The 20557-nt window shown below is 73.4% G+C and carries 22 protein-coding genes, 1 tRNA gene and 1 pseudogene; 10 read left to right on the forward strand and 14 right to left on the reverse strand.

All coding sequences use genetic code 11. From position 1 onward, the window contains the following. On the reverse strand, nt 1–348 hold a 348-nt coding region (locus MNZ39_RS24870; RefSeq protein WP_242337187.1), incomplete at its 3' end, for an amidohydrolase family protein. A gap of 112 nt (nt 349–460) precedes the next feature. On the opposite strand from MNZ39_RS24870, the gene prfA reads away from it, so the two are divergent. The 5 genes from prfA to MNZ39_RS08090 all read left to right on the forward strand — a co-directional run bounded on the left by prfA (nt 461) and on the right by MNZ39_RS08090 (nt 5045). Next, nucleotides 461–1579 carry a peptide chain release factor 1 gene (gene prfA, locus MNZ39_RS08070; RefSeq protein ID WP_242337190.1) on the forward strand — a complete coding sequence of 373 codons (1119 nt, stop codon included), beginning with the start codon at nt 461–463 and terminating at the stop codon, nt 1577–1579. A 75-nt stretch (nt 1580–1654) separates the two neighbouring features. After that, nucleotides 1655–2521 (forward strand): peptide chain release factor N(5)-glutamine methyltransferase, encoded by an 867-nt coding sequence (gene prmC, locus MNZ39_RS08075; RefSeq protein ID WP_242337193.1) that lies wholly within the window; start codon nt 1655–1657, stop codon nt 2519–2521. A 96-nt stretch (nt 2522–2617) separates the two neighbouring features. After that, complete coding sequence (gene murA / locus MNZ39_RS08080; RefSeq protein WP_242337195.1) at nt 2618–3886, forward strand: UDP-N-acetylglucosamine 1-carboxyvinyltransferase; 1269 nt, start codon at nt 2618–2620, stop codon at nt 3884–3886. Further along, nucleotides 3883–4545, forward strand: a complete 663-nt coding sequence (gene hisG, locus MNZ39_RS08085) for an ATP phosphoribosyltransferase (RefSeq protein WP_242337196.1) — start codon at nt 3883–3885, stop codon at nt 4543–4545. Before murA ends, hisG begins: the two co-directional genes overlap by 4 nt. Nucleotides 4546–4661: 116 nt before the next feature. Then, complete coding sequence (locus MNZ39_RS08090; protein WP_242337198.1) at nt 4662–5045, forward strand: zf-TFIIB domain-containing protein; 384 nt, start codon at nt 4662–4664, stop codon at nt 5043–5045. A gap of 6 nt (nt 5046–5051) precedes the next feature. Here MNZ39_RS08090 and MNZ39_RS08095 read toward each other — a convergent pair whose 3' ends face one another. After that, a complete protein-coding gene (locus MNZ39_RS08095; protein WP_242337200.1) occupies nt 5052–5747 on the reverse strand; it encodes a sulfite oxidase-like oxidoreductase in 696 nt (231 codons plus the stop codon). Between the two features lie 114 nt (nt 5748–5861). On the opposite strand from MNZ39_RS08095, the gene MNZ39_RS08100 reads away from it, so the two are divergent. After that, a tRNA-Gly gene (locus MNZ39_RS08100) sits at nt 5862–5937 on the forward strand. 156 nt (nt 5938–6093) lie between these two features. Here MNZ39_RS08100 and MNZ39_RS08105 read toward each other — a convergent pair. From MNZ39_RS08105 to MNZ39_RS08115, 3 genes and pseudogenes are all read right to left on the reverse strand, one after another. Then, nucleotides 6094–6273, reverse strand: a pseudogene (locus MNZ39_RS08105) (LysR family transcriptional regulator); the annotation flags it as partial. A gap of 133 nt (nt 6274–6406) precedes the next feature. Next, the gene (locus tag MNZ39_RS08110; protein WP_242337202.1) at nt 6407–6886 is read right to left on the reverse strand and encodes a cupin domain-containing protein; all 480 of its coding nucleotides are present in this window, start codon (nt 6884–6886) and stop codon (nt 6407–6409) included. 254 nt (nt 6887–7140) lie between these two features. Then, nucleotides 7141–8025: an N-acetyltransferase gene (locus MNZ39_RS08115; protein ID WP_242337203.1), complete on the reverse strand. Its 885-nt coding sequence runs from the start codon at nt 8023–8025 to the stop codon at nt 7141–7143. A gap of 221 nt (nt 8026–8246) precedes the next feature. Here MNZ39_RS08115 and MNZ39_RS08120 point away from each other — a divergent pair, with 221 nt between their 5' ends. Together MNZ39_RS08120 and MNZ39_RS08125 are read left to right on the forward strand one after the other, a co-directional pair. Further along, entirely contained in the window at nt 8247–8588 is a 342-nt protein-coding gene (locus tag MNZ39_RS08120) for a hypothetical protein (protein ID WP_242337205.1), read from the forward strand. Nucleotides 8589–8704: 116 nt separating this feature from the next. Beyond that, nucleotides 8705–9235 (forward strand): hypothetical protein, encoded by a 531-nt coding sequence (locus MNZ39_RS08125; RefSeq protein WP_242337207.1) that lies wholly within the window; start codon nt 8705–8707, stop codon nt 9233–9235. Between the two features lie 300 nt (nt 9236–9535). Here the strand turns inward: MNZ39_RS08125 and MNZ39_RS24875 are convergent, their stop codons facing one another. Then, the gene (locus tag MNZ39_RS24875; protein ID WP_242337209.1) at nt 9536–10435 is read right to left on the reverse strand and encodes a CPBP family intramembrane glutamic endopeptidase; all 900 of its coding nucleotides are present in this window, start codon (nt 10433–10435) and stop codon (nt 9536–9538) included. 268 nt (nt 10436–10703) lie between these two features. Here MNZ39_RS24875 and MNZ39_RS08135 point away from each other — a divergent pair, with 268 nt between their 5' ends. Next, nucleotides 10704–12158, forward strand: a complete 1455-nt coding sequence (locus MNZ39_RS08135) for a hypothetical protein (RefSeq protein WP_242337211.1) — start codon at nt 10704–10706, stop codon at nt 12156–12158. 96 nt (nt 12159–12254) lie between these two features. Further along, entirely contained in the window at nt 12255–12737 is a 483-nt protein-coding gene (locus tag MNZ39_RS08140; protein WP_242337213.1) for a hypothetical protein, read from the forward strand. Between the two features lie 30 nt (nt 12738–12767). Here the strand turns inward: MNZ39_RS08140 and MNZ39_RS08145 are convergent, their stop codons facing one another. The 8 genes from MNZ39_RS08145 to MNZ39_RS08180 all read right to left on the reverse strand — a co-directional run bounded on the left by MNZ39_RS08145 (nt 12768) and on the right by MNZ39_RS08180 (nt 20529). Further along, nucleotides 12768–13505, reverse strand: a complete 738-nt coding sequence (locus MNZ39_RS08145) for a patatin-like phospholipase family protein (RefSeq protein ID WP_242337216.1) — start codon at nt 13503–13505, stop codon at nt 12768–12770. A 136-nt stretch (nt 13506–13641) separates the two neighbouring features. Beyond that, nucleotides 13642–14730: a bifunctional 2-polyprenyl-6-hydroxyphenol methylase/3-demethylubiquinol 3-O-methyltransferase UbiG gene (locus MNZ39_RS08150; RefSeq protein WP_242337218.1), complete on the reverse strand. Its 1089-nt coding sequence runs from the start codon at nt 14728–14730 to the stop codon at nt 13642–13644. Nucleotides 14731–14893: 163 nt separating this feature from the next. Continuing rightward, nucleotides 14894–15547 (reverse strand): class I SAM-dependent methyltransferase, encoded by a 654-nt coding sequence (locus tag MNZ39_RS08155; RefSeq protein ID WP_242337294.1) that lies wholly within the window; start codon nt 15545–15547, stop codon nt 14894–14896. A gap of 98 nt (nt 15548–15645) precedes the next feature. Then, nucleotides 15646–16656 (reverse strand): AI-2E family transporter, encoded by a 1011-nt coding sequence (locus tag MNZ39_RS08160; protein ID WP_242337220.1) that lies wholly within the window; start codon nt 16654–16656, stop codon nt 15646–15648. A 181-nt stretch (nt 16657–16837) separates the two neighbouring features. After that, a complete protein-coding gene (locus tag MNZ39_RS08165) occupies nt 16838–17470 on the reverse strand; it encodes a hypothetical protein (protein ID WP_242337222.1) in 633 nt (210 codons plus the stop codon). 130 nt (nt 17471–17600) lie between these two features. After that, nucleotides 17601–18029 carry a MaoC family dehydratase gene (locus tag MNZ39_RS08170; protein WP_242337224.1) on the reverse strand — a complete coding sequence of 143 codons (429 nt, stop codon included), beginning with the start codon at nt 18027–18029 and terminating at the stop codon, nt 17601–17603. 21 nt (nt 18030–18050) lie between these two features. After that, nucleotides 18051–19274 carry an NAD(P)/FAD-dependent oxidoreductase gene (locus tag MNZ39_RS08175; protein WP_242337226.1) on the reverse strand — a complete coding sequence of 408 codons (1224 nt, stop codon included), beginning with the start codon at nt 19272–19274 and terminating at the stop codon, nt 18051–18053. Nucleotides 19275–19290: 16 nt separating this feature from the next. Further along, nucleotides 19291–20529 (reverse strand): NAD(P)/FAD-dependent oxidoreductase, encoded by a 1239-nt coding sequence (locus tag MNZ39_RS08180; RefSeq protein ID WP_242337228.1) that lies wholly within the window; start codon nt 20527–20529, stop codon nt 19291–19293. Nucleotides 20530–20557 lie beyond the last annotated feature (28 nt).

Here is a 20557-nt window from a genome sequence, read left to right on the forward strand (position 1 = left end):
CAGGGCGGCGAGCGCGCCCGCCCGCGCCAGCGCCCCGAGGCGCTCCGGGGTGGCGCGGCGCTCGGCCCGGCCGCGGAGGCCGGCGCGCAGATCGGAGATCGTGGGCGGGGGGCGCCCGGGGAGCCCCGCCAGCCGCTGCAGCGACCCGAGGGCGAGGTGGGTGTGCGCGTCGATCATCCCGGGCACCACCAGCCGCCCGTCCGCGTCCACGTCCCAGTCGCCCGGCCGCCCCTCGACCCGCCGGCCCGGCGGCGCGACGAGGACGATGCGCCGCCCCTCCACCACGACGGTCGCGCCCGCGCCCGCCGGGGGCACGATCCCGTTCCGGATGACGATCCGTCCGTCCACGGGCGCGCATCATCCCTCCCGCGCCGACGCCGCGCAAAGGCGGCGCTCCGCCGCGCCCTACGCCCCGTGCGCCTTGCCGGGCGAGGCCCGGAGCGGTTAAGAACGTGCCCCCATGCTGTCCCAGGAAGTCCTGAAGAAGCTCGAGGCGATCGAGCAGCGCTTCGAGGAGCTCACCGCGCTCCTGTCGGATCCCGGCGTCGCGTCGAGCGGCGACCGCTTCCGCAAGGTGTCCAAGGAGCGCGCGTCGCTCGAGCCCACCGTGGAGGCGCTCCGCGCCTACCGGCGGCTCGTGAAGGACATCGAGGACAACGAGGCGCTGCTGGCGGAGAAGGACCCCGAGCTGCGCGAGATGGCGAAGGAGGAGCTCGCCCTGCTCCGCCCGCAGGTCGATCCCGCCGAGGAGCAGCTCAAGATCTACCTCGTGCCGAGGGACCCGGCCGACGAGAAGGACGTCATCCTCGAGATCCGCGCCGGCGCGGGCGGCGACGAGGCCGGGCTGTTCGCAGCGGAGCTGCTGCGCATGTACCTCCGCTACGCCGAGCGGCGAGGCTGGCGCGCCGAGGTCGCGGACAGCTCGGGCGGCAACCTGGGCGGCGTGAAGGACGTCACCGTCAACATCGCCGGCGACCAGGTCTACTCCTGGCTCAAGTACGAGTCGGGCGTGCACCGCGTGCAGCGCGTGCCCGCCACCGAGGCGCAGGGGCGCATCCACACCTCGACGGTGACCGTCGCGGTGATGCCCGAGGCCGAGGACATCGACATCCAGGTGAGCCCCGCCGACATCGAGATGGACGTGTTCCGCTCCACCGGCTCGGGCGGCCAGAGCGTCAACACGACGGACTCGGCCGTGCGCCTCACGCACAAGCCGACCGGCATCATCGTGAAGTGCCAGCAGGAGAAGAGCCAGCTCAAGAACCGCAACATGGCGATGCGCATGCTCCGCGCGAAGCTCTACGAGATCGAGCTCGAGAAGCAGCGCAGCGCGCGCGACGCGGCGCGGAAGAGCCAGGTCGGCACGGGCGACCGCTCCGAGAAGATCCGGACCTACAACTTCCCGCAGGACCGGCTCACCGACCACCGCGTCAACTACACCCGGCACAACCTGCCCGCCGTGATGGACGGCGACGTCCAGGACGTCATCGACGCGTGCCGCACGTTCTACGCCGCGGCGGCCCTGCGCGAGGCGTCGCGCGGGAACGCCGCCGAGGGCGCCGCGGAGCGGCGCGCGTGAGCCCCACCCCCCGCCACCGATGACGACGCGTGAACAGGCGCTCCCGGCGCGCGGGGACGGGGGCGCGGCCCCCGCATGATCACCACGTCCTGGACCCCTCTGAAGCTCCTGGCCTGGACCCAGGAGTTCTTCGCGAAGAAGGGCGTCGACTCGCCGCGCCTCACGGCGGAGGTGCTCCTCGCGCACGCGCTCTCCTGCGATCGGGTCCGGCTCTACCTCGACTTCGACAAGCCGCTCGGCGAGCCCGAGCTCGCCGCCTACCGCGAGCTCGTCCGCCGCCGCGGCGAGGGCGAGCCCACCGCCTACCTCGTCGGCAAGAGAGAGTTCTACGGCCGGGCGTTCGCGGTGGACGCGCGGGTGCTCGTCCCGCGCCCCGAGACCGAGCTCCTCGTCGAGGCGGCGCTCGCGGCGCTGCCGCCGGGCGGGCGGCTCCTCGACCTCTGCACCGGCTCCGGCGCGATCGCCGTCAGCGTCGCCCTCGAGCGGCCGGACGCGCGCGTCCTCGCGACCGACGCCTCGGAGGGCGCCCTCGCCGTGGCGCGGGAGAACGCGGCCCGGCTCGGCGCCGTGGTCGAGTTCTCCCACGGCGACCTGTGGGCGGCGGTCCACGGGGACGCGCTGTTCGAGGTGATCGTCTCCAATCCGCCCTACGTTCCGACGGGCGAGCTCGCCGGGCTCTCCCGCGAGGTGCGGCGCGAGCCGTGCATCGCGCTCGACGGGGGGGCCGACGGACTCGCGCTCCTCCGCCGCATCGTCGCCGGCGCACCGGCGCGGCTCGTCCCCGGGGGAACGCTCGTGCTGGAGATGCACGAGGGCCACCTCGCCGAGCTGCCGAGCCTGTGCCTGCAGGCCGGCTTCGAGCGTGCGGAGGCCCGCCGGGACCACGCCGGGCTGCCCAGGCTGGTGGTGGCCCACATGGCGGGCGGGCCCCACCCGGCGTAGAATCCGCCCGCCTCGACGCCCGGTCTGGGCCCGACGGGCCCGCGCTGTCACGCGCGGTGCAACACCCGCGGCGCGCGCCGCGGGCACGGAGTGGAATTGGACAAGATCCTCATCGAAGGCGGCGTCCCGCTGCGTGGCAGCGTCGAGGCCTCCGGCGCGAAGAACGCGGCCCTCCCCATCATCGCTGCCTCCCTCCTCGCCGAGGGTGAGCACCGCATCCGCAACGTCCCCGATCTCGCGGACGTCCGCACGCTCGGGCGGCTGCTCGGCCACATGGGCTGCCAGGCCGAGCGGAACGCGGGCGAGAAGGGCGCCCTGTGGATCCGCGTCCCGGCCGCCGTGCAGCCGGAGGCGCCGTACGAGCTCGTGAAGACGATGCGCGCCTCGGTCGTCGTGCTCGGCCCGCTCGTCGCGCGCTGGGGCAAGGCGCGCGTGTCCATGCCGGGCGGGTGCGCCATCGGCGCGCGGCCGATCGACCAGCACCTCAAGGGCCTCGCCGCGCTCGGCGCCGAGATCCACCTCGAGCACGGCTACGTCGAGGCGACCGCGCCGCGCGGCCGGCTCCGGGGCGCGACCTTCACCTTCGACGGCCAGACCGTCACCGGCACCGAGAACGTCATGATGGCGGCGGTGCTCGCCGAGGGCGAGACGCTGCTCCGGAACTGCGCGCGCGAGCCGGAGATCGTGGACCTCGCGAACGCGCTCCGCGGCATGGGCGCCCGCATCGAGGGCGACGGCACCGACGACATCTGGATCGAGGGCGTCGAGTCGCTCCGGCCGATCGACCACGTCGTGATCGCTGACCGCATCGAGGCGGGCACGTTCCTCGTCGCGGGCGCGCTGCCCGGCGGCGACGTGACGGTGAAGGGCTGCGTCCCGGCGCACGTGGAGGCGCTCGTCGAGAAGCTCCGGGCGGTCGGCGCCCAGGTCCTGCCGGTGGAGGGCGGGCTGCGCGTGGTCGGCGACGGCCGCCCGCGCCCGGTGGACGTCCGCACCGCCCCGCACCCCGGCTTCCCCACCGACATGCAGGCGCAGATGATGGTGCTGCTCTGCCTCGCCGACGGGTCGTCGAAGATCACCGAGACCGTCTTCGAGAACCGCTTCATGCACGTGCACGAGCTGCAGCGGCTCGGCGCAGACATCGCCGTCGACGGGAAGACCGCGGTGGTGAAGGGCGTGCCGGGGCTCTCCGGGGCGCCGGTGATGGCCTCCGACCTGCGCGCCTCGGCGGCGCTCGTCCTCGCCGGCCTCGCCGCGCAGGGCACGACCGAGGTCCATCGCGTGTACCATCTGGATCGCGGCTACGAACGGATCGAGGAGAAGCTCGCGCCCCTCGGCGCGCGCATCCGGCGGGAGAAGGCGTGAACGGCGAGATCATCACGGTCGCGGTCCCGAAGGGCCGGCTGCTGGAGGAGTCGTCGGCGCTCTTCGAGCGCGCCCTCGGCGTCTCCCCGAAGAAGCTCCTCGACGGGACGCGCAAGCTCGCCGCCGACGCGCCCGAGGCGGGGCTGCGCTTCATCTCCATCCGGGCCGCGGACGTGGCGAGCTACGTGGAGCACGGGGCGGCGGCGGTCGGCATCGTGGGGCTCGACATCCTGCGGGAGGAGCCGCGCGACCTGTACGAGCCGCTCGACCTCGGGATCGGCCGCTGCACGGTGATCGTGGCCCGGCACCGGGACGCGAAGCCCCTCCCCCGCGGGGTCGCGCCCCGCGTCGCCACCAAGTACCTCTCGCTCGCCGCCCACCACTTCGCGAAGAAGGGCATCCCGGCGGAGATCATCCCGCTCCACGGCTCCATCGAGGTCGCCCCTTCGCTCGGCCTCGCCGACGCCATCGTCGATATCACCGAGACCGGGGAGACCCTTCGCGCGAACGGGCTCGTCATCGAGGAGACGGTCCTCGACGTCTCCGCGCGCCTGGTGGTGAACCGGGTGGCCCTGAAGCTCCACGCGGAGCGCCTGCGCCGGCTGATCGCCGCCCTTCGCCGGGTATGCGGCGAGGCGGCAGCGCCGAAAGTCCGTTGAAAGGTCCCGGGCCTTCTGCCTAGTATCCGGGGGTTTCCTGGATAGCTCCGGCGCTTCGCTCGGATCCCTTTCCTGATCCTCGTGCTTCACGGTCCCAAGGAGGACCCGTTTCCGTCATGGATTGCCCGCGGTGCAGCGTCGAGATGGCCGAGATTTCCCACGAGGACAGCGTGGTGCACCGCTGCGGCGAGTGCGGCGGAGTCTGGGTGGTGGATGTCGCGGACCTGAACAAGATGCTGCTGCACGCGAACCTGCCGGCGCTGTCGGCGCTCGGCGGCTACGTGAACGCGGACGAGATCGCGGGGATGTGCCCGGCCTGTAACGTCGATCTCGTGGTGGTCGAGGGCGGCGAGAAGCGCGCCGTCACCTACGACACCTGCGAGTCCTGCGGCGGGATCTGGATCGAGGGCGAGGAGGACGAGCCCGCCCCGGAGATCGGCTGGAAGGACGCCGAGAAGCAGATCGTGGCCTTCTTCCGCCGCTTCGCGAAGAAGAAGTAGCCGAGCTCACCACATCCGGTCGTCGCGCCACGGGTACGCGGTGTTCGAGTACCCGCGGATCTCCCAGTAGCCGCGCCGGTCGTGGGTCATGAGCTCGAGGCGCGAGACCCACTTCGCGCCCTTCCAGGCGTATAGCTGGGGCGTCACCACGCGCACCGGCCCGCCGTGCGCCCGCGGGAGCGGCGCGCCCTCGACCGCGTGGACGAGGAGGACGTCGGGCTTGAGCGCCTCCTCGAGCGGCAGGTTGGTGGAGTAGCCGTCGGACGCGTGCGCCATGAGGTGGGTCGCCTCCGCGAGCGGCCGCGCGAGCGCGAGGACGGTCTCGAGCCGCACGCCGCGGAAGGCGAGGTCCAGGACCGACCAGCCGGTCACGCAGTGGAAGTCGGCCTCCACGTCCTCCTGCGGGAGCGCCATCAGCTCGGCGAAGGAGAGCGTGAGCGGCGCCTCGCAGGCCCCGTCCACCACGAGCCGCCAGCGCTCGGGCGCGATCTCCGGCGTCTCGCCGAGATCGAGCACCGGCCACTCCGACTTCTCGAAGACGTTCTGGCCCGGCGGCTCCTTCGGCATGCCGTGCCGGTTCCGCGGCCCGTCCCCCTGCGGCGCGGCGTCGGAGAGCGAGGGCGTCGCCCGCAGCTTCTCGCCGAAGCGCGCCCGCAGCGCCGCCACCCCGTCCTCGATCCGCCGCCGGATTTCGTCGCTCACGGCTGCCGTTCTAGCCGGTCGGCGGCGCCCACGCACCCCGCATGCCCCGGGCGGCTCCACCCGGCCGAACTCCTTGACTCCCGGGCCCCTTCACGGCAAAAACTGGTCCGCGACGCGGGAATAGCTCAGTTGGTAGAGCATCAGCTTCCCAAGCTGAGGGTCGCCGGTTCGAACCCGGTTTCCCGCTCCAGTTCTTCCGAGGGGTTCCGTCGAGAGGCGGGACCCCTCTGCTTTGTGGACTGAGGGTTCCGGCTCGGCGTTCGTTCCGAAGTCGCGGCGCCCCCTACGATTCCCGGCAAGGCTCCTGATGCCTGCCACCAACCGTCGTGCGCCACGGGTGAGCGGCTCACGCTGCCCGTACGGCCAACTCCCTCGCGGTCTGGATGAAGAGCCGCAGCGGCGGGGAGCGCTGCGCGCGGCTGGGAAAGTACAGGAAGAAGCCAGGCACGGCAGAGGCGTAGGGCTCGAGGACCCGCTGCAGTTGGCCGGTGCGGAGCTGCTCCTCCACCATCGGCTCGAAGTCGTACCTGTCCCAGCGCCGGGCCGGCGCCCTCGACGAGGCGCCTCCCTGCGTCGGTCAGCGCTGGAGCGTCAACGGCAGCGACTGGGACGCGCGCGCGGGCGACGCCAGCGTGAACTGGCGGAGTACTGATCGAGAGTCACGCGGACGTCTGGATTTCGAGACCGTAGCGAGCGCCGAGCTTGGTCAACCTATCCACGTCCGGCGGCGAAGTCGGCGCCGGAGGAATCTCGCGCCGCTGCGCCGGCTCGCCCGCTTCGGCGAAGAACTTGTCGATCCCACCCGGCTCGTAGGTCACGACCACGCGGAGCTTGCTCGTAGGCTCGAAGTGCTCGAGCTTGTCGGCGGGGATGCGGATCAGCGATCCGGGCCCGCACTCGAGCTTCTTCCCGTCGACGTGCAACGTGAGCGTTCCCTCGACGACGTACACGGTTTCCACAACGCGACGGTGAACGTGTGCAGGCGGCCCCATGCCTGCGGGCATGGTCATCTGCATGACCGTCGCCTCGCCATTCGACTCGTCGCTCGACAGCAGGACTTCGTAGAGCCCTCCGAGCATCCAGAAGGCCCTACCCTCACCCGACTTGTGAACTATCGCCTGAGCCATCGTCTCCCCCATGGGTGAAACGTCGCGCTGAAGGAACGTAGTGACTGACTCTGGGCGTCGCTAGCTCGCTCGATCCTGACGGCAACGGCCGCGCCAGCCTCAAGAAGCCACTCGTGGCGAACGAACGTCACAACGTTGCCGACCGGCTCAAGGAGCCTCGGACAGCAAGAGAGAGGCCGGAACGTAGGGGCGACCAAGCCACCAGGTTCCGGCCTCGAGAGTTGGAGCGGGAAGCCGGGTTCGAACTGGCGCCGCATGCGAACGCGTCAGAGCGCCCGCTCCCACGCGCCCCGCCGCCACCGCTCGACCCACGCCTCCGCGCGGTAGAGCGCGAGCGCCGGCGCGTTCGATGCCGCGACGCGCAGCACGACCTCGCGTGCGCAGGCCGCGTCGAGCAGCGCCTCGCACCGGCGCAGCAGCCATCGCCCGAGTCCGCGACGCCGCGCGCGCGACGCGACCGCGATCGTCTCCACCTCGTCCTCCCCCTCGCGCTCGGGCGCCACGACGCCGCGCAGCAGGCCGACGGCGCCGTCAGCGTCGACGACGAACCGCAGGAGCTTCGGGTCGAACCCTGGCGCCGCCACGATGCGTGCACCGTCCTCCGCGGTGACGGGGACCGTGAATCCGACCCCGGCAAACGCGTCGTTCTCGAGCGCCGCCCAGGCGTCGAGCCCGACCTGCTCGAGGCCGACCTCCGCGAGACCGGCGGGCAGCGCGAGCGGCGGCCGCGGGCGCGTGCGGCGCATGCCGACGACGGCGTCCGCCGGCTGGTAGCCCCGCGCCTCGAGCTTCGCACCGACGCCGGGGGCGTCGCGCTCGACGACGCGAAGCGTCCGCGCCTGCGCGCTCCGCGCGCGCGCCTCCATCTCGTCCACGATCGCGAGCGCCCCCGGCGCCGGTCCCGCGAGCCACGTGAGCGCGCACCGGCCCGTCTCCGTGAGGCCCTTCGCGACCCACAGCCCCACGGCGGCCGGCGTGCCGTCTTCGAGGAGCGCGACGCCCTCGATCCCGTCCGGCAGCGCCGCGACCTCGCCCCGCAGCGCGGCGACGTTCCGTCCGAGGAGCGCCGCGATGGGCGCCCAGTCCCGGACGCTCGACCAGGGCACGATGTCGCGAGGCGCCGCCGGATCCTGCACCCGATCGCGTGTCATTCGTCCCCCACCGACGCCCGGTAATCCCGAAGAAGACCACAGACGGTGAAGCACGATAACCGTTCCGTCGTTCACGCGACGCACGCCCGACCGACTTCGGGCTCGTCAATCATCTCGCATGGAGCGCGACGAAGGGATGAGCGTTCGAGGTCGTCTCTCGTACCCCGAAGACTGCGGTAACCTTTCGAGCGGAGGCGGGTTGGCTCGAAGCGGAGATGGCCATGAACTTTCGGTTGATCGCCTGCGCCCTGATGTTCCCCATCGCGGCGTCCGTGGCATGCGTCGCGGCGGGACACGGCAAGACGGCCGCCGCGCCGGACACGCACGAGGAGTGCTCGATCGACTCCGACTGCCCCGGTGGGCGCTGCCAGCTCGGCGTGTGCTCGTACGCCTCGCGCGAGCACATGCCTTGCGCCCTCGACTCCGAATGTCCCGGCGGCTCCTGCCGGATGGGAGCGTGCTCGTCCTTGCCGCCGGGGGTTCCGGAGTGCTCGATGGACTCACAGTGCCCGGGTGGCAGCTGCCGTGCCGGGAGCTGCTCGCCGGTGCCGCCGGGGCCCTAGCGTCTTCTCCTCCGCTGGCGCCGCTTCTTCCTCGTCGCCCTCCACGCTCCCGGCGCGAGACCGTACGACGCTCAGGAGGTTGCGACCGGAGCGTTCGGTCCAGTACAGACGAGGACATGCTCGCGTACCTCTTCTGGCACTGGCCGGCGCCGACGGTGGACGCCGGGCGCTACGTCGAGTCTCTCGTCGCCTTTCACCGCGCCCTCGCGTCCAACGCTCCTCCCGGCCTGCGCGCCTCGCGCGTGTACGAGGTGGAGGCCGCGCCGTGGCTGGCGGTCCCGCGCGCGTTCGAGGACTGGTACCTCGTGGACGACTTCGCCGCGCTCGGGGCGCTCAACGAGGCCGCCGTCTCCGGCGCCCGCCGCGACCCACACGACGCGGCCGCGCGGCTCGCGGGCGGAGGCCATGGCGGCCTCTACCGCCTCGTCGCTCCGGGCGGTGAAGGGGCCCTCGACCGCACGACGTGGTGCTCGAAGCCCGACGGAGTCCCCTACACGGAGTTCCTCGCGAGGCTCCCTCCCGGCGAGAGCTGGCAGCGGCAGCTGGTGCTCGGGCCCGCCCCGGAGTTCTGCGTCGTCGGCGTGGATGCGGCCGCCGCGCTCGGCGGCGTGGCGGTCGCGGCCCGCCGCATCCACGCCTGGTCTTGAGGCCGCAGGACCAGGCCCGCGCCGGGCCTGCCCCGGCGCCCTGCCGGAGCCCGCGCGCGCGGATCCCGTGGAGCGCCAGACGGAAGTCAGAGCGCCCCGACCCCAGAGCGCCCCGACCCAGAGTAATCGCGGTAGAGCGCCCCGACCCAGAGTAATCGCGGTACACGGCCGACGCGCATCACGCGCGTCAATCGCGGAGTTACGCGTGCTTGGCTCTCGCGACGCTGACGCACTCCGCAACCGGCGGTGCGCTCCCGCGAGGCTGGACCTCTGACGACGACGGCCGGGCGCGCGCCCGGATCAGCTCGCGAAAGCGCGGATCAGAGGGGCGAGGTTGGGGATGAGATCCCCCCAGCCGTGCAGCACGACCACGAGCGTGAGGTTCCGGGTGCGCGCCCAGAGTATGCCGAACGCGACACCGATGGGGGACAACATGACCATCGCGTAGGCAGCGGCGCTGAGCACCTCCGGCGGCCTGGCCATGCCTTCCACGGTGTGTGCGCCTCGCAGCACGTACCCCGGCGCGTGCGCGAGCGCGAAGAGGACTGACATTCCCAGCACACCAGCGACAGGCGATCGCAGCCACGCCGCCATGCGCGACTGGAGCAGCGCACGAAACAGGAACTCCTCCACGAGCCCTGCTTCGACCGCCAGCCAGGCCCAAACCGGTAACGCCATCGCGATCACCTGCCAGGCCGAGAGCTCATACTCGGCCATGAGCGTGCCGATGGCCTGAGGACCGCGCCCGAATCGAAGCTGTATGATCGAGAACAACCCCATCATGACGAGAAGGGTCCGCAGCTCGATCCAGTCGAGTCCTGGGAACTCGAACAGCTGCCGCCACGAGTAGCCAAGGCGGCGGAACACGAGCGCAGGCACCCACACCATGACAGCCAACTTGGCGGTGAGAATGGCGACCGATCGCGCGGGCTCATTGGTGACCGCTGCCCTCACCGCGGAAAGTCCGTAGCCGAGAAACCCCACGCCGATGGCAACGAGAAGGAGCGCGATCCACGAGAGCTCGCGCGCTGGCTCGTGCACCGGCTGCGCCCGTGGGGTCGCGCCGATCGTCGCGAGCCAGGCTGCGAGCGCTGGTGCCACACCGAGGAGAAGCAGAACGGCGGCCACCTCGCTCGCGTCGAATCCAGGAGCGGTGAGGAGCACCGCCAAACAACCACCATAGATGAGGACGTAGCCCACGGAGGCAACGAGTGCGCGCGACATGGGGCTCCGAGGAGATCATAGATCAGCGGCGCAGTCACGCAGGGTACGTACGCTGCCTCTCGTTTTCGGCCGCACGCGCCGCACTCCGAACGCATTATCACCCGGAGTCGTCTCACGAACAGTGCCGTGAAGTCCCGGACCCGGCCTCCAGCTCGTTTCGCAGATTTTCGCGGAGAGTTGAACCGGAAGGTGCACTCTCGGTAGGCTGTCCCGCATGCTCCGCCGCAACGTCCCCCGTGCCGCAATGGCTGCCGTGATCGCCCTCGCGACCGGCTGCGCCCACCTCTCGACGAGCTTCACCTGCCCGGCGAAAGGCGGCGTGCCCTGGCGCGAGGTCCGCTCCGAGCACTTCGTCGTCACGACGGACCTCGGCTCCCGCGGCGCGCAGGAGCTGACGCGCGAGCTCGAGATGCTCCACCTCGCGCTCCGCTCGGCGCTGTTCGGCACTCCGCCGGCGATGCCGGGCACGATCCGCGTGGTGGTGTTCCGGACGCGTGACGAGTTCCTGGGCTTCGCGCCCGCGTCCCTGGCCGCCTTCTTCGGCACGCTCCACGGCGAGCCGCTCGTCGTGCTCGACGGCGCGCTCCCGTACGGCGTGCGCACCACGCTCGCGCACGAGCTCACGCACTACATGGCGGCGCGCGCGTTCGCGCGCCAGCCGCGCTGGTTCGCCGAGGGGATGGCCGCGTACATGGAGACGGTGGGCTCGAGCGGCCTCGGCAACACGCCCACGGTCGGAGGCGTGCCGCGCCACTACCACGCGCTCGTGTACCCGTACTTCGGGAAGGTGCGCGAGGTGCTCACCGCTCGCGGCGCGCTGGAGCTGCCTCAGTACGCGGTGTCGTGGGCGCTCGTGCACTACCTCATCAACGTCCACCCGGTGGAGTTCAACGCGCTCCAGGCGCGCTTCGTGCGCGGCGACGATCCCGACGTCGCCTGGCGAGACGTGTTCCCGCAGTGGGATCCCGCCGTTCCCGGCGCGACCGACGCGCTGGACGCGGAGCTCGGGAGCCATGTCGCGCGCGGCAGGTTCAGGTACCGCGACCTCCACCTCGTGAAGGATCACCCCGTCCGCGAGCGGCCGATGCTCCCGGCCGAGGTCCACGACGTCCGCCTCTCGCTCGCGTCGGCCATGCGGTGGCCCCCGGAGAAGCTCGACGCCGAGGTGACGGAGGCGCTCGCGGAGGACCCCGGCAACGTGGTGGCGCTCACCGTCGCCGCACGCTCCCGCGGCGCGGAGCCCGCCGCCCTCGCTCGCAAGGCGACGGAGGCGCACGCCGACGACGCCCGGGCGTGGCTCTTCCTCGGTGACGTGCTGCCGGAGTCCGACGTGTCCGGCCGCGAGGCGGCGCTCCGGCGGGCCGTCGCGGCTGCGCCGGAGAACCCGGAGCCCCTGAACGCGCTCGCCTGGAACCTGCTCCGGAGCGGCCGCCCCGGAGAGGCGCTGCCGCTCGCGAAAAAGGCGTTCGTCGCGGCGCCCTGGGATCCGGCCATCGTCGACACCGTCGCGGGCGTGCTCGCGGGCCTCGGGGACTGCGGGGAGGCGGTGCGCATGCAGCAGCGTGCGATCGATCTCCTGCCGGATCGGATGAAGCCGCGCGACCGGCAGGACTACATCGACCACCTCGCGGAGTTCCAGCGGTGCGCGGCGAAGGCGGCGACGCCGGACGGCGTGAAATCCGCACCTCTCGTCCACTGACGCGGATCGATCGCAATCGGGCCTTAGCGCTGTCTGACGCAGGGCGCACCACCCGTACCCGGAGACATCGAGCTGGATCCAGGCGAGCATGGGGGGATGCTCGCGACCCTCCTCGCTGCCGCCTTGCTCGTCGCGGTCCCCTCGCGGGCCAGGGACGCCGATCCCCGCGCGCTCGTGGGGCAGCCGCTCCCCGAACCCGGGCGCGGCCAGTTCGCCTCGTGGAAGCTCCAGGACACGTGGCTGGTCGACGAGCCCGGAGCGACCCCGCGGTACGGGTGGGTGATCTGGAACCGCCGTGGCCAGGCGATCGTGTTCCTGAGGAGCGAGGACCGGGTGGTGGACGCCCTGCGGGTCGAGGTCCCCCGCGGCCACGCGATCGGCTTCGCCTGCACCCCCGCCGGCGCGGCGAACCCGGACCGGGACTTCGTCGCGCTGGTCGACGATCCGCCGGTGCCGCCGGGAGCGCGGTGCGTGTTCTCGCGCCCCCGCAAGGCATGGCGGCTCGACCGCAGCCGCGGCCGGATCGAGCCCGTCACGCCGGCCGGGATGAAGTGCCAGCGTTCCTGCCCCTGGGACTGAGCGGCGAAGGCGCGTCGCCCGACGGGGCGATCACCCCCGCGACAGCTCGCGCGCGAGCGCGCTCCGCATGCCCTCCGCCGCGCGCTCCATCGCCTCGGGGCCGCGCTCCAGGTGGAACGGGCTCACGCGCGGGATCCCGTGGAGCGCGACGGCCTGCATGCGCGGGCGCTCCGGGATGCGGAGCGCGGGGCTGCCCCGCCGGCGCCAGGGCGAGCGGGACGTGAGGTGATGGTAGAGGACGCGCTCTCCGGCGAGCGCGCCGGCGAGGCCGGGGCGGTCCAGGACGCCGCCGTCCAGGTACAGGCGTCTCCCGATCCGAACCGGCTGGAACAGGAACGGGAGCGCGCACGAAGCGTGAATCGCCGGAGCGAGCTCGCCATCGTCGAGCACGGCGGTGCGCCTCGCGAGGACGTCGAACACGGACACGGCGAGCGGAACGCGGCACTCTTCGAAGCTCCCGGCAGGAGCGAGCGCCTCGAGCCGCGCCCGGAATCGCGCTCCGCGCAGGAGCCCGAGCCCGGGGCGGAGATCCCAGAAGTGCTCGCGGCGCAGCGCCACGAGCTCCTCGCACAGCCGCCCCGCAGGGACCCCGGCGGCCCAGAGCCCTCCCACGAGCGCCCCCGCGCTCGAGCCGAGGACGCGCGCGGGGAGCAGCCCCTCGTCCTCGAGGACCCGCACCACGCCCGCGTGCGCGTAGAACCCGAAGAACCCGGACGACAGCGCGAGGGTGAAGGGTCCCGAGGCGAGCCAGTCCCGGAGCGTGGGCACGGCGGCAGCATGCCGTCGGCCGGCGCGAGGCGCAACGGCGGGCGGGGTACTCGCGGCCCCTCGACGTCTGCTCGCTGCGACCGCTTCGGCGGCTCTCGCACGAAGCCGCTGCCGGCGGCCCCCTGCTCGGCAGCGCTCACGCCGGGCGATGCGCGACGAAGGTGATGCACTCGCCTCGCTCGGGCTGCCGCCGCGCGACGCGGTCGGCGCGGCGCGCCTCGGAGCGGATCCGGCGACGGAGGGCGCGCTCGCTCCGGTCGACGGGGGCGCCCCGCTGGATGGCGAGGCTCTCCGCGAAGAAGTACGCGCCGTCTGGCTTCGGCGGCAGCAGCGCGATCCGGGAGAAGCCGGCGGCGCAGAGCGCGCGCTCCAGGCTGCTCGCGTCGAAGAGGGTGAGGTGGCGCGGCGGCTCGAGGCCGCGCCAGTCGGCGCCGAAGCGTTTCAGCCCCTCGGCGTCCAGGTTCGGGGTCTGGACCCAGACCCGTCCGCCCGGCCGAAGCAGCGCGAGCACCCTGCGGAGAGTCCCGACCGGATCGTGCAGGTGCTCGACGACGTGGTTGAGGGTCACGTGCTCGAAGCTCTCCGGGTCGAGCGCGGCCTCCTCGATCGTTCCCGCGAGAACCGTGAACCCCGATCCCCTTGCGCGCGCGACGGCCGCGGCGTCGAGGTCAAGCCCCATGACGTCGAAGCCGAGGCGGCGGGCGATGCGCAGGAAGTCCCCGTTGCCGCAGCCCACGTCGAGCAGCCGGCTCCCGGGACCCGCCGGCGCGGGCAGGTGACGGATGAGCTGGCCGGCCTGCGCTCGCGCGGCCGCGCTCAGCGGAGCGACCCACCGGGCCAGAGGCGCGGCCGGTCGCAACGCGTAACCGAACGCGGCGTTGTAGTGGGCGTGGTGGCGGAGCCGCTTCACGGCCCGCCGGAGCCCACCGCCAGCGGCGAAGACGTCCCGCGGCGCGGTCCCCCCGTGCGTGTAGTAGGTGCGGTAGGCGAGCCCGATCCCGGCGAGGTCCGGGCGCGGGTCGAGGTAGGCCGCGCCGCAGCCCGAGCAGCGCCAGAGCGTCCAGCGACCCGGCGCGGCGCGGAAGATCCGGTCGCTCAGCCCTTCGAAGAGGAGCGTCCGGGAAGGGGAGGCGCAGGCGGGGCACCGGCCCAGGACCTCGAGGTGCTCGGCTGGCCACGGAGCGTCGAGCGGCTCCGCGGCAGCTCCGGTCTCAAGTCGGCTCATCGGCTCGTCGTCTCTCGAACGCGACAGATGTCGCGAGAGTGGCATGAGCCGCCCATCGACACAACGCGCGGCGCCGCTGCGAGCCCCGGCACGCCGCCGGCCGGCGCGGGGCGCAACGCCGGGCGTGGCGCAGGTGGACTCGTCCGCTCGCGCGACGACCGCGTCAGCGGCACGCCCGCAGCACGAGGTCGCCCTGCGTGACTCGACCGTGAAGCTCGACGAGCCGCACGTCCTTGAACCCAGCCGCCTCGGCCGCCGCGACGAGCGCGGCGTTCTCGTGGAACCGGAACCCGTGCCGGGTGATGCCGCCGAACTCGCGGAGCTTCGCCGCGCTCGAGAAGCCCACGGTGAGGAGCCCGCCCGGCCGGAGCACGCGGTGCAGCTCGGAGAAGGCCTGGGCGAGGTCCGGCCAGAAGTAGACGGTGTTCGTGGAGGCCACGACGTCGAAGCTCGCCTCCTCGAAGGGGAGCGCCTCGACGGCGCAGCGCTCCAGGCGGAGCTCGGACCCGCCGAACCGCGCGCGCCGCGCGCGCAGCCACGCCACCGCCGCGTCGGACGGATCGACGCCCGCGAGGCTCCGGACGCCGCGGGCGTGCGCGAGCTCGAGCAGGGCGCCCCCGCCGAAGCCGACGTCGAGGAGCCGGTGCCCCGGCGTGAGCGCGACGCCCTCCAGCGTCGCCTCGATGAGGGCGCGGTTCCCGCGGTTCAGGACCCGGGTCATGACGGTGCGACCGAACCAGCCTCGCGGCCCGGCCAGCTGGCGCGCGATGGCCGCGGATACGGGGTCGAGCAGCCGGAACAGGGAAGCCTTGCGCATGTTCAGTCCTTCTCGATTCTCGCATGCGCCGGCAACGGGGGCGGAGCGCCCTTCGTGCCTGATGCTACAGACAGGCGAGCCGGACGGGCCGCCGCGCTCTACTCCGCGAGGAAGTCCGAGATGAACCCCACCCGCGGGATGTACTTGCACGCGATCCGGATGGTCGAGAGCACCGGCACCGCCACGAACAGGCCGATGGGACCCCAGACCCAGAACCAGAACAGCGAGCCGAGGAACACCGCGAGCGAGTTCAGCCTGAGCTGCTTGCCGAGGAAGATCGGGTCGACGACGTTCCCCTGGATCGACACGAGCGCGAGGTAGATCCCGCCGACGGCGAGGACGTGCTTCAGCGAACCGTACTGGAGGAGCGCCATGAGCGTCGGGAGCGCGAGCCCGATCGCCGGGCCCACGTACGGGATGAAGTGCAGGAGCGCGGTGGCCATCCCCCACACCGCCGCGTGCTCCAGGCCGTACAGGGCGTAGATCCCCCAGGTGACGAGCCCGAGGAGCGCGTTCAGCCCGACCCGGTTCAGCATGTACTGCTCGACGTCGCGGTGGAGCTCCTCGAACGCCGCGAGCGCGCGGGCGCGCGCGGAGGGATCGCGGCCGGCGTGCGCGAGGAACTTGGCGTGGTAGCGCGGTCCCTCCGCGAGCGCGAAGTAGAGGACGAAGATCGCGACGGTGCACGCCGCGGCCACCGCGATCGCGCCCTGCGCGGTGCCGACGAGGACCTGTCCCCAGGGGATCCCCTCTTCCACGCGCACCGCGCCCGGCCGCGACGGTGGCTTCGCGATCTGCTCGGTCTGCGCGCGGAAGTGCACGAACCGCCGCGCCACCGCCGCGGAGGCCTCCCGCAGCCGCCCCTCGTAGCTGGGGAGCTCGTCGAGGAAGGCCGCGACGCGGTTCCAGAGCAGCGCGACGAGGGCGGCCACCACCGCGAGGGCGAGGAGCGTCCCCAGGAGAGCCGCGACGGACCGCGGCACCTTGCGCCGCTCCAGCGCCGCGACGACCGGGTGCACGGTGAACGCTAGGATGATCCCGACCACGCTCGGGACGAGGAGCTCGCGCGCGAGGTAGCAGAACGCGAGCGCCGCGCCGGTCGCCAGCACGGCGAGCGACCGCTCGGCGACACGGGATTCGCTCAGCAGACGGACGTCGCGCACTGGATCGAATGTGAGCACCCGCCCCCTCAGCCGCGAGCGGGTGGCGGAGGCCACCGCCGGCGGCTGGCCGGACGGCGCGCCGGCCTCGTCCTGGCGGATCGACCCGGCTCCCGGGCGGCGGCGCCGATCAGGGCGTCGCCGCCGGGCGCGTCGCGAGCCGGGCGCCGCGGAAGACGAGGTACAGGCCCACCGCCTGGACGAGGTGGTAGAGGGCGTTGTGGTCGAAGTACCGCGGGTGGAGCGCGATGCGTCCCTGCTGGATGGCCGCCGCCACGAAGGTCAGCCCGAGGCCCCAGGCGCCGGCGCTCACGCGCGCCTCGGCGCGCCGGCCGGCGAGCAGGAAGGCCACGAGGAGGAAGAGCGCCGCCGGCAGGTAGAAGGCGATCGCCACGGCGAAGCGCCGCTCGCCCCCGAGGACCACGGCCGCGTAGAGGCCGAACGCCAGCGCGACCCCGCCCGTCAGCGCACGCGCGGCGCGGCGGCCGAGCACGAGCCGCGCCCCCGCGCCCCAGCCGGCCACCGCCCCGAGCCCGACGGCGAGCAGCGTCGCGCTCCACACGACCGCGCCGACCGAAGAGGTCTTGTCCGCCACGAACCCGTGCTCGATCGCGCCCAGCGCCGCCGCAGCGCCGAGCACCGCGAAGAACCCGGCGAACCACCGCCGTGCGCGCGCGCCGCCCTCCCTCGAGAGCAGCACCGCGAACGCGGCGCACTCGAGGGCGAGGCCGAGGTCGGTGAGCGTGACGTCCGGCTCGAGCACGATGCGATCTCCGGCGCCCGGCCCGCGGCGACGCCTGCGCTGGCGGCCACGGTACCACCTCACCCTCGGCGTCGGGGAGCTTCGGTTCCGCGCGGTGCGCGCGCGAGAGCCCCGAGACGCGAGGTCTTCTCTACAGCGGCACCGTGTAGCAGAGCGCCGTCCCCTCCAGCGCCACCACGCCGTCACCGCGCGTCACGGTGGTCCTGAGCTCGGTGATGGGCTTGTCTTCTCGCACCTTCAGCACCTCGACCGCGCCGGTGAGCGTGTCCCCCGGGCGCGCCGGGGCCTTGAAGCTCCAGTCCACGTGCAGGAAGACGGTCCCCGGCCCGGGCAGATCCTCGGCGACCACCGCGTTCAGGATCGCGCTCGTCACCCCGCCTTGCACGATGATCTCGCCGAAGCGCGAGGCGCGCGCGGCCGCCTCGTCGTAGTGGAGCGGGTTCCGGTCCCCGCTGATCGCCGTGAAACGCCGGATGTCCTCGGCTTCGACTCTCCGCCGACGCTCCGCCCGCTGACCGACGCGAGGAGCACCCTTCGGCCACGCTTCGCTCGTCGTCATCTCCGCCTCCTCTCGGACCTCTCAGCGACCTGCGATCCCGCCGGCGACGCCGAGAGCGGCAGACGGGCCCGTCGCGCCGCCGGAGGTCTCGTCGAGCGTGCCGAGCAGCTCCACCTCGCTCGCCATGTGGCGCGCGAGCAGCTTGTGCAACCCCTTCGCCTCCTCGAGGTCCCACTCGAACGAGGCGATGCGATCGGTGACCTCGAACAGCTCCACCGACGCCGCGTCTCGCGCCGTCTGGTAGCCGGCCAGCGCGGCCTCGGTGCCGCTCACCACCGCGCGCGCGAGCAGCTCCGCGTCACGCAGCGCGTCCGTGATCCCGTGGGCGGTGATCGGGTCCTTGAAGTACCCGGCGTCGCCGACGAGCGCCCAGCCCGGTCCCCACGCACGGCGCATGAAGCCAGGGATCCCGGGGAAGGGCTGGAGCCTCGCGTCGAGGCGGGCGCTTCGGAGCGCGGCGGCGAGCTCGGGCGCAGCCTCGGTGAGGACCTCCCGGTAGACGGCGTCCGCGCCTCCGGGCAGCGCGTCCAGGAGCCGCGGCCGCGGCAGCGCGGCGAATACGCAGGTGCGCCCGTCGCCGGTGGGGATGGCGCCGGCGCTCACGCCGGGGCGGTAGTACCAGTGATAGCCCTCCACCTCGAGACCCGACCAGTGCCCGTAGACCACTCCGCACGCGTGGCGGCCCGCGCGCTCGGTGGGGGCGCTCACGAGGCGGGCAGCTCTCGACCGCGCGCCGTCGGCGCCGATCACGATCGACGCCGCCACGCGCGCGCGGCTCCCGTCGAGCCCTTCGATCACCGCTCCCTCGACCCGCCCCGACGGGCCACGGACCACCTCCGCGAGCGCGGCGCCGTGGACCACCTGCGCGCCGGCGGCGCGGGCGGCGTCGACGAGGAGCGGGTCGAGCACCGTCCGCCGCGGCGCGTAGAGCGCATCCACGCCGTCGCGAGGCTTCACCGCGAACGGCAGCGCCTCGTGCCCGTAGTGGAACGTCGCGCTGCGAACGGCGGGGGTGCCCGTCGCGCGCAGCCGGTCGAGGAGCCCCCACCGCGCGAGCTGGAGCACGCCGCCGCGCATGAGGGCGTGGGTCGAGATCGTGTCGCTCCCCTCGCGATCCCGGTCCACCACCAGGACGCGCAGCCCCGCGCGGGCGAGCAGCATCGCGGTCGCGGCGCCGGCGCAGCGGGCCCCGACGACCAGCGCGTCGTACTCGGGGCGGATGAGGGAGGCGGTCGTGGTCGTCATGGTGTTCTCCTCTCCTTCAGGCGGCGGACCGGCGCGCGAGGCGCGTGGCCAGGTGATCCACGAGGACGGCGGCGTCCTTGCCCACGCCGTCGAGGAAGCTCGAGTTGCGGCGGCGCAGGAACTGGAGCCCGAGCACGTACAGCCCGGGCGCCGGGGTGACGCCGCCCGCGTGGCGGATCTCGCCGCGCTCGTCGAGCACCGGCACGCGCAGCCAGGGGTAGCTGCGGCGGTAGCCGGTGGCCCAGATCACCGTCCGGATCCCGTCCGCGCGCAGGTCGATCGCGCGCGGGGCAGGGGGCGGTGAGATGGCGCGGATGGGCTCCGGCGGCGGAACCGCCGCCGCGCCGCTCTGCGCGACGTGGGCCTCGATCCGCCCGAGGAGCCGCGCGAGGCGCCGCTCCGCCGCCGCGATCGTCTCGTCCAGGTCCTCGGCGAGGAGCACGCGGCCGCCCTCGACGCCCTGGACCCGTCCGACGAGCCGGACGCCCTCGTCGAGGAGCACGCCGAGATCGAGCGTGCGATGGTCGGGGCGGCCGACGAGCTGGAGGGACGGCTGGCGGCGGGCCGCCTCGAGGTCCGCCACGGCGTCCGCGCCCTCGTCGAGGATGCCCGTCGCGTCGAGCCACTCCATCACGTCGCGGCCGCGGTAGCGCCGGGGCAGCCGGACGTGCCTGCCCACCGCGAGCGTCACCGGCCGGCCGGAGCGGTGGAGCTCGTCCGCGAGCTGGAGGCCGGTCGCGGACGCGCCCACCACGAGGACTCCGCCGGCGGGCAGGGCCCGGGGGTTCCGGTAGCGCGCCGGGACGAGCTGGACGACGTCCGCGGGGAGCTCTGCCGCGAGCGGTGGGACGTGGGCCCGGTCGCAGTGACCGGTGGCGACGATGACGCTCCGGGCGCGCCACGCGCCGCGATCGGCCGTCACCCGGTAGCCGTCGCCGTCGCGCTCGACCGCGTGGACGGCGACGCCCGCCTCGACCGGCGCCGCGAAGGAGCGCGCGTACGCCTCGAGGTACCCGATCACCTCGCGCCGGGACATGAACCCGTCCGGATCGGGGCCGCGGTAGGAGAAGCCCGGGAGCCGCGACTGCCAGCGGGGGGTGAGCAGCCGGAGCGAGTCCCAGCGCTCCGAGCGCCAGCGCTCGCCGACGCGCCCGCGCTCCAGGACCGTATGATCCACGCCGCGCGCCTGGAGGCAGCGGCTCGCGGCGAGACCTGCCTGCCCACCTCCGACGACGACCACGTCCGTGCGCTTCATGGCATCTCCCCGAGGAGCGTGGCGGGAG

Origin of the sequence: Anaeromyxobacter sp. SG66 (assembly GCF_022690805.1) — a bacterium.
Lineage (GTDB): Bacteria > Myxococcota > Myxococcia > Myxococcales > Anaeromyxobacteraceae > Anaeromyxobacter > Anaeromyxobacter soli.